The 7,656-nt window shown below is 70.6% G+C and carries 6 protein-coding genes; 3 read left to right on the top strand and 3 right to left on the bottom strand.

The features are described from left to right. A partial coding sequence (locus VGJ24_RS15970) for an acyl-CoA dehydrogenase (RefSeq protein ID WP_331501626.1) occupies positions 1-1,169 on the top strand: 1,169 nt, incomplete at its 5' end. A gap of 73 nt (positions 1,170-1,242) precedes the next feature. Here VGJ24_RS15970 and VGJ24_RS15965 read toward each other — a convergent pair. Further along, the gene (locus VGJ24_RS15965; RefSeq protein ID WP_331501625.1) at positions 1,243-4,503 is read right to left on the bottom strand and encodes a S53 family peptidase; all 3,261 of its coding nucleotides are present in this window, start codon (positions 4,501-4,503) and stop codon (positions 1,243-1,245) included. A gap of 147 nt (positions 4,504-4,650) precedes the next feature. On the opposite strand from VGJ24_RS15965, the gene VGJ24_RS15960 reads away from it, so the two are divergent. Next, positions 4,651-5,253, top strand: coding sequence for a LysE/ArgO family amino acid transporter (locus tag VGJ24_RS15960; protein ID WP_331501624.1), 603 nt, complete (start codon positions 4,651-4,653; stop codon positions 5,251-5,253). Positions 5,254-5,334: 81 nt separating this feature from the next. On the opposite strand, the gene VGJ24_RS15955 is transcribed toward VGJ24_RS15960, so the two are convergent. Then, complete coding sequence (locus tag VGJ24_RS15955) at positions 5,335-6,633, bottom strand: DEAD/DEAH box helicase (protein ID WP_331501623.1); 1,299 nt, start codon at positions 6,631-6,633, stop codon at positions 5,335-5,337. Between the two features lie 266 nt (positions 6,634-6,899). On the opposite strand from VGJ24_RS15955, the gene VGJ24_RS15950 reads away from it, so the two are divergent. Further along, positions 6,900-7,253: a hypothetical protein gene (locus tag VGJ24_RS15950; protein ID WP_331501622.1), complete on the top strand. Its 354-nt coding sequence runs from the start codon at positions 6,900-6,902 to the stop codon at positions 7,251-7,253. A gap of 19 nt (positions 7,254-7,272) precedes the next feature. Here VGJ24_RS15950 and VGJ24_RS15945 read toward each other — a convergent pair. Further along, positions 7,273-7,656: hypothetical protein (locus VGJ24_RS15945; protein WP_331501621.1), on the bottom strand; the 384-nt coding region annotated here is incomplete at its 5' end.

Genomic DNA, 7,656 nt, shown 5'->3' with positions numbered 1-7,656 from the left:
AGTTCCACTTCGACGTGGAGACCGGCGAGCTGACCGGCGAGCGGAACGGCGTCTACGTCACCGGCGTCGAGCACAAGATGGGGATCAAGGTGTCCAACACCTGTGAGCTCACCTTCGGCGACCCGGGAGTCGGTGGCGGCGAGCCGGCGCGCGGGTGGCTGCTCGGGGAGGTGCACGAGGGCATCGCGCAGATGTTCCAGGTGATCGAGAACGCCCGGATGATGGTCGGCACCAAGGCCATCGCCACGCTGTCGACCGGCTACCTGAACGCCTTGGACTTCGCCAAGGAGCGGGTCCAGGGCGCCGACCTCACCCAGGCCGCCGACAAGACGGCGCCCCGGGTCACGATCACGCACCACCCCGACGTACGCCGCTCGCTGATGACCCAGAAGTCGTTCGCCGAGGCGATGCGGTCATTGGTGCTCTACACCGCCTCCTGGCAGGACCAGGTGATGATCGCCGAGTACCGCGGGGAGAAGGACGAGCTGGCGATGGCGGTCAACGACCTGCTCCTGCCGATCGTCAAGGGCTACGGCTCGGAGCGGTCGTGGGTGCTCCTCGGCACCGAGGCGTTGCAGACCTTCGGCGGCTCGGGCTTCCTGCAGGACTACCCGATAGAGCAGTACGTCCGCGACGCCAAGATCGACACCCTGTACGAGGGCACCACGGCGATCCAGGGCCAGGACCTGTTCTTCCGCAAGATCGTCAAGGACCAGGGCCGAGCCCTCGGCCACCTGGCGCAGGAGATCCAGGCGTTCATCGAGACCGAGGGCGGCAACGGCCGGCTCAAGGTCGAGCGGGGACTGCTGGCCACGGCGCTCGAGGACGCGCAGGCGATCGTCGGACACATGATCAACGACCTGATGAGCGCCGACCCGTCCGCCGACCGCGGCGACGTCCGCAACATCTACAAGGTCGGCCTGAACACCAGCCGGCTCCTGGCGGTGCTCGGCGACGTCGTCTGCGCCTGGCTGCTACTGCGAGGCGCACAGGTCGCGCTGGACAAGCTGGCCGGGACCGTCTCCGCGAAGGACCAGTCGTTCTACGAGGGCAAGGTCGCGGCCGCGCAGTTCTTCGCCCAGACCACCCTGCCCCGGTTGACCGCCGAGCGCCGGATCGCCGAGCACGTCGACCTCGCGTTGATGGACCTCGACGAGTCGGCCTTCTGATCCCGGCCGGCCGAGGACGACGGAGCCGGTGGTGTCCGAGGACACCACCGGCTCTGTTGCGTCGTACGGCTGGCTAAGGAACGGCGAACGCGCTCACGCCGTTCGGTGACCCGAGCCCGGTCGGGCCGTCGTACCCCGCGACGCCGGTGCAGATGTAGCTGTGCTGGCAGAACCCGTTGCTCCCCCCGACGACGTCGTTGAAGTCGCCCGCGTGTGCGTAGAGCAGCTGCGGGGTGACCCCGGGAGTGCCGACCGAACCGATCATCCCGGCGATCAGCGGGGACGAGGCGCTGGTGCCGTCCACCATCATCCAGCCCCGGAACCGGCGCGGCAGCGAGGTGTTGTAGATCGCCAGTCCCCGCGCCACTGCCGAGACATCCGCCTCGGTGCGACCGTGACACGCGGTGTCGGTCTGGCCCACCGGCTTGTCGAAGTACGCCGAGCAGCCCGACCCGGCGTACTGCCAGACCTTCTCGGTCCACCCTCGCGCGCTCGTCGCCGACCGTGACAGCACCGTGCCGCCGACCGCGACGACGTTCGGCGAGGAGGCCGGGAAGCTGGCCGGCCCGTAGCCGAAGTCGCCGGTCGACGCGACCGCGGTCACGCCCGGGTGCTCGAAGTGGAGGGCGTCGCTCTCGGCGCCGGTCAGCTCGATCCGGCCGAACGAGTGGTTGGTCACCGTCGCGCCCGCGTTGACCGCCGCCTGCTCCGCATGGAAGAGGGCGCTGTCCGTCGGCTGGTTCGCCTCCACCAGCACGATGTGGCAGGTCGGGCAGGCCGCGGAGATCATCTGGAGGTCGAGGGAGGCCTCGACGCCCCAGCCGAAGTCCTGCTCCGGGTAGTGCCCCGTCTCGCCCTTCTGGTTGATCTTCTTGAAGCAACCGCTCGCGGCGGTACAGGCCGGGAGGCCGTACTGCGCGCGGTACTGGTTCATGTCCCTCTGCGCGTGCGGGTAGTCGAACGCGACGACCACCGCGACGGTGCCCGGGGCCTGGTCGGGGCCGAGGTCGTAGGCGCTGCGCAGCGCCGGGGCTCCCCAGCCGGCCGGGTCGGGCGACGCCTTGCCCGCCGCACGGGTGGCGGCACTCAGCTTCACGAAGCAGGAGTACGCGTGCTTGCCCGACGTACGGCACAGCTTGTTCGGACGGAACCGTTCACGGTGCTGCGGATGCGTCGCGTGCGGGCTCGACGACCGTCCGTGCGGCAGCAGGTAGGCGTGCTCGACCGTCTCGGAGATCGACCGGCCTGCCGTGTCCCTCGCCGTCACCTGGAGGCTCAGGTAGGGATGCGCCCGGCTGGCGGCCGGGTTGGCGTACGACACCCGGAACGTGTTCTTGTCCTTGCGGGTCAGGTCGGCCGCGTGCCAGTGGCGTCCGTCGACGGACCACTTCAGGGCGGCCTTCGCGACGCGCGCGGCGACCGGGCCCTGGTTGTCGAACGTGATGGGGAACGACACCTGCCCCGCCTTGCCGACGCTCTGCAGGTTCGTCGGTGGGACGTACGCCGCGCGCAGCAGCGGGACCATCGTGCTGTCGCCGTGCGGGACCTTGAACCGGAAGATGTCCGACACGTTGCGCGAGAGCAAGTACTTCTTGTCCGCGGGAGTCGTCGTCGCTTCCAGCCGCATCCGCTGACCGGCCTTGACGCCCGTCACGTTCGGCCGGATGAAGCCGGCGCCGTGGTCCACCTGCCGATGACCCCGGAACAGCGCCCACCGGCCGGAATCGTCGAAGCCGGCCTGGTCCGTCCCCGCGCTGGCGAACATGGCCAGGGCACCGTGCAGCTGGCCATGGGTGACACACAACCGACAGAAGTCGCTCGCGTGCTCCGAGTCGCCGCCGCGGTCCGCCACGGGTGTGACCGGCCCCCGGAAGAACGGCACCTGCGCCTGCTGGCGACGGTGGTACTTGGCGACCTGGTCCAGCTCGGTGAACCTGCGGAAATCGTCGGACACCGACGTCGAGCTGTCCCAGAAGAGCTTCTTGCTTCCGAGGAGGCTGGCGTGGATGACGCTCGGCCGGACGCTCGGGAACCCCTCGACGAACAAGAACTGGTCGACCGGGCTGAAGGCCACCCAGCTGTCGAACGCGGACTGCTTCGGCCCCGTCGCGTAGTGCTTGATCGCGACGTCCGCGAAGTCCTTCCGGTGGTAGCGGAACGTGAGGCGGTGTGGGATCCCCTTCACGACCTGCTTGGCGGCCACCACCCGCTTGATCGGGTGGATCTTCACATGTCCGCCGTGGAAGGAGAACGGCTGGTAGCCCTTCGCGCTCCACATGTTGGCGACCTCGGTGTGGACCTGACCGGCGACCACGTGGGTCAGGGGGCTGACCTTCGGGAAGATCCCGGACCAACCGAAGTCGAAGCCGCCGTAGCCGGCCTCGTCAGTGCCGATGACGTCGAGCGACGGGTTCAGCTTCGAGAGGCCGGCCATCGCCGTCATCTTCGGCTTGACGGTTGCGGCAGCCATCGACAGGTCGGCGACGGCGTCGTCGGTCACCGAGGCCTGCCGGAGCACGACGTGGGTGAAGTCGCTGACGAGGACGACGTAGTTCCCCGTCGGGACGGAGACCTTCCACTGGCCGTCGAAGACGCCACCGAAGGCGCCGAGGAGTCGCGCGTCATCGGCGTTGAAGACGAAGACGTCGGCACCGGGGATCGGCTTGCCCTTCCGGGTCGTCACGTTGATCGTCAGCGTGTGGAGCTGGTACGCCGGGGCGACCTGGGGCGCAGCATGGGCCAGCGAGATGCGTGAGACGCCGCGCAGAGAGCTGGCGAGCGAGGCGGGCAGCGGCCGGCGCGCGTCGTACGACGCAGTGGCCGTGGTGCGTCCGCCGGCAGCGCTGCGAGCGGCCGAGGCTCGCACCTGCAGGCCGGGCAGGGCTCGCGGTGCGGCACCCTTGGCGAAGGTGACCGTGAGCGGCACGCGGCCGTCACGAGCCAGCGCGGCGACGTCGAAGACCGAGGTGTCGAAGCGGCTGCGTACCGAGGGCGCCAGCTTCGGGACCACCCAGGTGTGGGTCCCCGTGTCCACGAACTCGATCGGTCGGCCGTAGTGCGGCGAGCGCAGCGTCAGTGACGCGAGGGTCCGCCCTGCCGCGTCGTGACGGATAAGGACGCGGTCGCCGGTCAGCAACGTCACCACGGTAGGCCGTTGGCTCTGGGCCTGGGTCGAGTGTTGGTTCGAGGCGTGGGCCGTGCTGGCATTCGTGCTTGCGTTCGGGCTTGCGTTCGCGGCTGCGACCGGCACGGCGGCGAGGGCCGCTGTCAGTGCCGTCGCGGTGGCCACGGACAGCGCGCCGGTGCGCGTGCGCGCGCGCGTGCTGGATCTCATGAAGTGCCTTTCCCCAAGATGAAGAACCCGTTGGAGCCGCATTCAACACGCCCGGGGACGACCGTGGGGTCGTCGGCACCCGGCAAGTCGCATTCGACCGTCGGCGGCCCGTCAGCTGAGCAGGGTTCGGCCCTCTAACCTCGGGGAGTGCTGGACGCCGCTCTCGCCGGTCTGCTGACCGGCCTGTCGCTGATCGTCGCGATCGGGGCGCAGAACGCGTTCGTGCTCCGGCAGGGTCTGCTCCGCCAGCACGTCGGGCCGGTGGTCGCGGTCTGCTCGGTCTCCGACCTCGTCCTGATCGGCGCCGGCGTGGCCGGCATCGGAGCGATCGTGCAGCACGCGCCGACCGCGCTGACGGTCGTGCGCTGGCTCGGCGTCGCCTTCCTCACGGCGTACGGCGTCAGGTCGCTGTGGCGGGCCCGCCGTTCGGAGACGTTGACGGCGTCGTCCGACGCGGAGCCTCGGCTGCGTGGCGCGCTCGTGCAGGCGGTGGCCCTGACCTGGCTCAACCCGCACGTCTATCTCGACACCGTGCTCCTGCTCGGGTCGATCGCGGCACACCACGGACCGACGGGCAAGTGGTGGTTCGCGGTCGGCGCGGGCCTCGGGAGCATCCTGTGGTTCACCGGGCTGGGGTACGGCGCGCGACTGGCCGGGCCGCTGCTGTCCCGGCCGCGCGCCTGGCAGGTGCTCGACGTCCTGATCGGGCTGACCATGCTGACGATCGCCTGGCAGCTCGCCCGCGGATGAGGGGATCCACACGGGGCTGGCGGGGTAGTCCCTGACGAAACCGTTCCGTTTCAGGCATATTCGGGACGGTTCTGTCAGGGACTACCTGACCGGACGCTTCCCGCGATGCTGCCGGCGGTCGGCGTACGACGAGCCGGCCGGGCGTCGGCCCTGGCCGCGGTACGGCGTGCGCCCGGCGGGGCGGCCCTGGCGCGGCCGGGAGTCGGCGGTGCGGACCGGTCCGGGATGGCCGGCCTCGGCGAGCGCCTCGGCGGTCATCGGCGACGGAGCCGTGCGGAAGTCGTGGTGGAGCACCTCGACGCCGGCGTTCTGGTGGAGCCGGACGACCTGCGCGACCCCGCGGGGCGTCGTCAGCGTCACGACGCAGCCCTCGCTCCCGGCGCGCGCCGTACGACCGCTGCGGTGGAGGTAGGACTTCGCGTCGCCGGCGGGGTCGAAGTGGACGACCAGGCCGACGTCGTCGACGTGGATGCCGCGGGCCGCGACGTCGGTGGCGACGACAACCTGCACGTCACCGTCGGTGAAGCGCTGGAGATTCCGCTCGCGCACCCGCTGGGACAGGCTGCCCTGGAGGTCGACGGCCTTCGTGCCGGAGTCGGTGAGCGCCTCGGCGAGCTGCGTCGCGCTCTCGCGGGTGCGGGTGAACACGATCGTGCGACCGTTCGCCCGGACCAGCCGGCTCACGGCGTCGACCTTGTCGCGGAAGCCGCCGACGGTCAGCGTGTGGTGGGTCATCGTGGTGATCGAGCCGGCGTTCGGGTCGAGCTCGTGGACGCGCGGGTCACGCAGGTGGGTGCGCACCAGCGCGTCGACGTCGCCGTCGAGGGTGGCGCTGAGCAGGAGCCGCTGGCTGCCGGCCGGGGTGAGGCCGACCAGCTTGTCGACGGCCGGGTAGAAGCCGAGGTCGCAGAGATGGTCGGCCTCGTCGAGGACGGTGACCTCGATGTCGTCGAAGAAGAGGTAGCCGTTCTCGAAGAGGTCCTCGAGCCGGCCGGGGGTCGCGACGACGAGGTCGGCGCGTTGCCGGAGCTGCCGGGTCTGCTTCTCGTACGGCGTGCCGCCGTACACGGTGGTCAGCTTCAGACCGACCGAGGCAGCCACGGGCTGCAGGGCGCGGGCGACCTGGTTGGCGAGCTCGCGGGTCGGGACGACGATCAGCGCGCGCGGGTGGCAGGGGCGCGAGCGACGGCCGGCCAGGCGCGACAGGATCGGCAGCCCGAACGCGAGCGTCTTGCCCGACCCGGTGCGCGCGCGGCCGAGCACGTCGTACCCGGCCATGGCGTCGGGGACCACCGCGGCCTGCACGGGGGTCGGCTCGGTGATGCCCTGCTCGGCGAGGGCGGAGACGAGCTCGGCGGGGAGCTCGGCGAAGACGGACATGTAGATCCTTCGGTGTGGGCGGGCACAGACGTGCGACCACCGGGTGACGGGGCTTGGCGCCCGATCACTGGCCTCTGCGCGACTCCGTGACGGCTGGGCCATCTCGGGGTCACGCACCACACCGGGCATCAAGAAAGCGACCCGCCTCCGGCGAGCCGCTGACCTGGTCAGTCTAGGGCCACGCGGAGCCACCCTCCGAATCGCCGCCGGGGTGAGGTGCACCACCGCCCTGCTCGAGGGTTTTTCGGAGTGCGCATACTGGCCCGGTGAGAAAGGCCTTCGCCCACGACGCGTTGCTCATCCTCGAAGACGGCACCGACGAACGCGCCATCGGCGGCGCGGTCACGGTCGCCCTCTGTGGCGAGCTCGACCACGAGCCACCCTGTCCGGTGGCGCCCCACCACACCACCCTCAAGGGTCGCGGTGCCCGGCGCCGGGTGCGGGTGCTGTTCGCGACCGAGGACGAGGCCGTCGTACGTCGCACCATCGACGCCGCCCTCGGCTGCGGCGAGTTCCTCGGTCCGGACGGCGCCACACACCGCTGGGTCCTCCGCTCGTCCTCGCCGGGTGCCGTCGCCGACACCGAGCGCGCCCACGCCGCCCGGTTGGTCGAGACCTGACCGAGACTCGGACCCAGGCTCAGCCGAACCAGAGACCGCTGGTCGCCACCTTCTCCAGGTCGGGGACGTCGACTGGCGGAGGTCCTCCCGACGGGCTGCCCTTCTCGCTTCCCGAGTTGTAGATCAGCACCCACATCTGCCAGCCCCTGTCACGGAGGACGTTCGCCGAGCGGTTGTTGTCCTGGGCGTCCATCTGGGAGTCGCGGACCGCCCAGCCCCCGGACACCCGGACGCAACGGATGCTGCTCACCTGCTGGTCCAGCGTCCGTTCGCACGCCGACCGGGAGTCGCCGTCGAACGGGGCCAGCAGGACCGAGGCGCGATAGCCGTTCCAGTCGAACGCCGACTCGTAGGCGCCACGGCTGTGCACGCCGTCAGCAGGTACGTCGCGCTCGCGGCTGAT

The organism is Nocardioides sp., assembly GCF_036493135.1.
GTDB lineage: Bacteria > Actinomycetota > Actinomycetes > Propionibacteriales > Nocardioidaceae > Nocardioides.
The sequence above is the reverse complement of the archived record's forward strand: the minus strand, read 5'-3'. Positions and strand labels throughout refer to the sequence as shown.

Bases quoted from the DNA above. Each gene is read 5' to 3' on its own strand.
- VGJ24_RS15955 (WP_331501623.1), bottom strand. From the start codon at position 6,633: ATGTCCGTCTTCGCCGAGCTCCCCGCCGAGCTCGTCTCCGCCCTCGCC.
- VGJ24_RS15965 (WP_331501625.1), bottom strand. From the start codon at position 4,503: ATGAGATCCAGCACGCGCGCGCGCACGCGCACCGGCGCGCTGTCCGTG.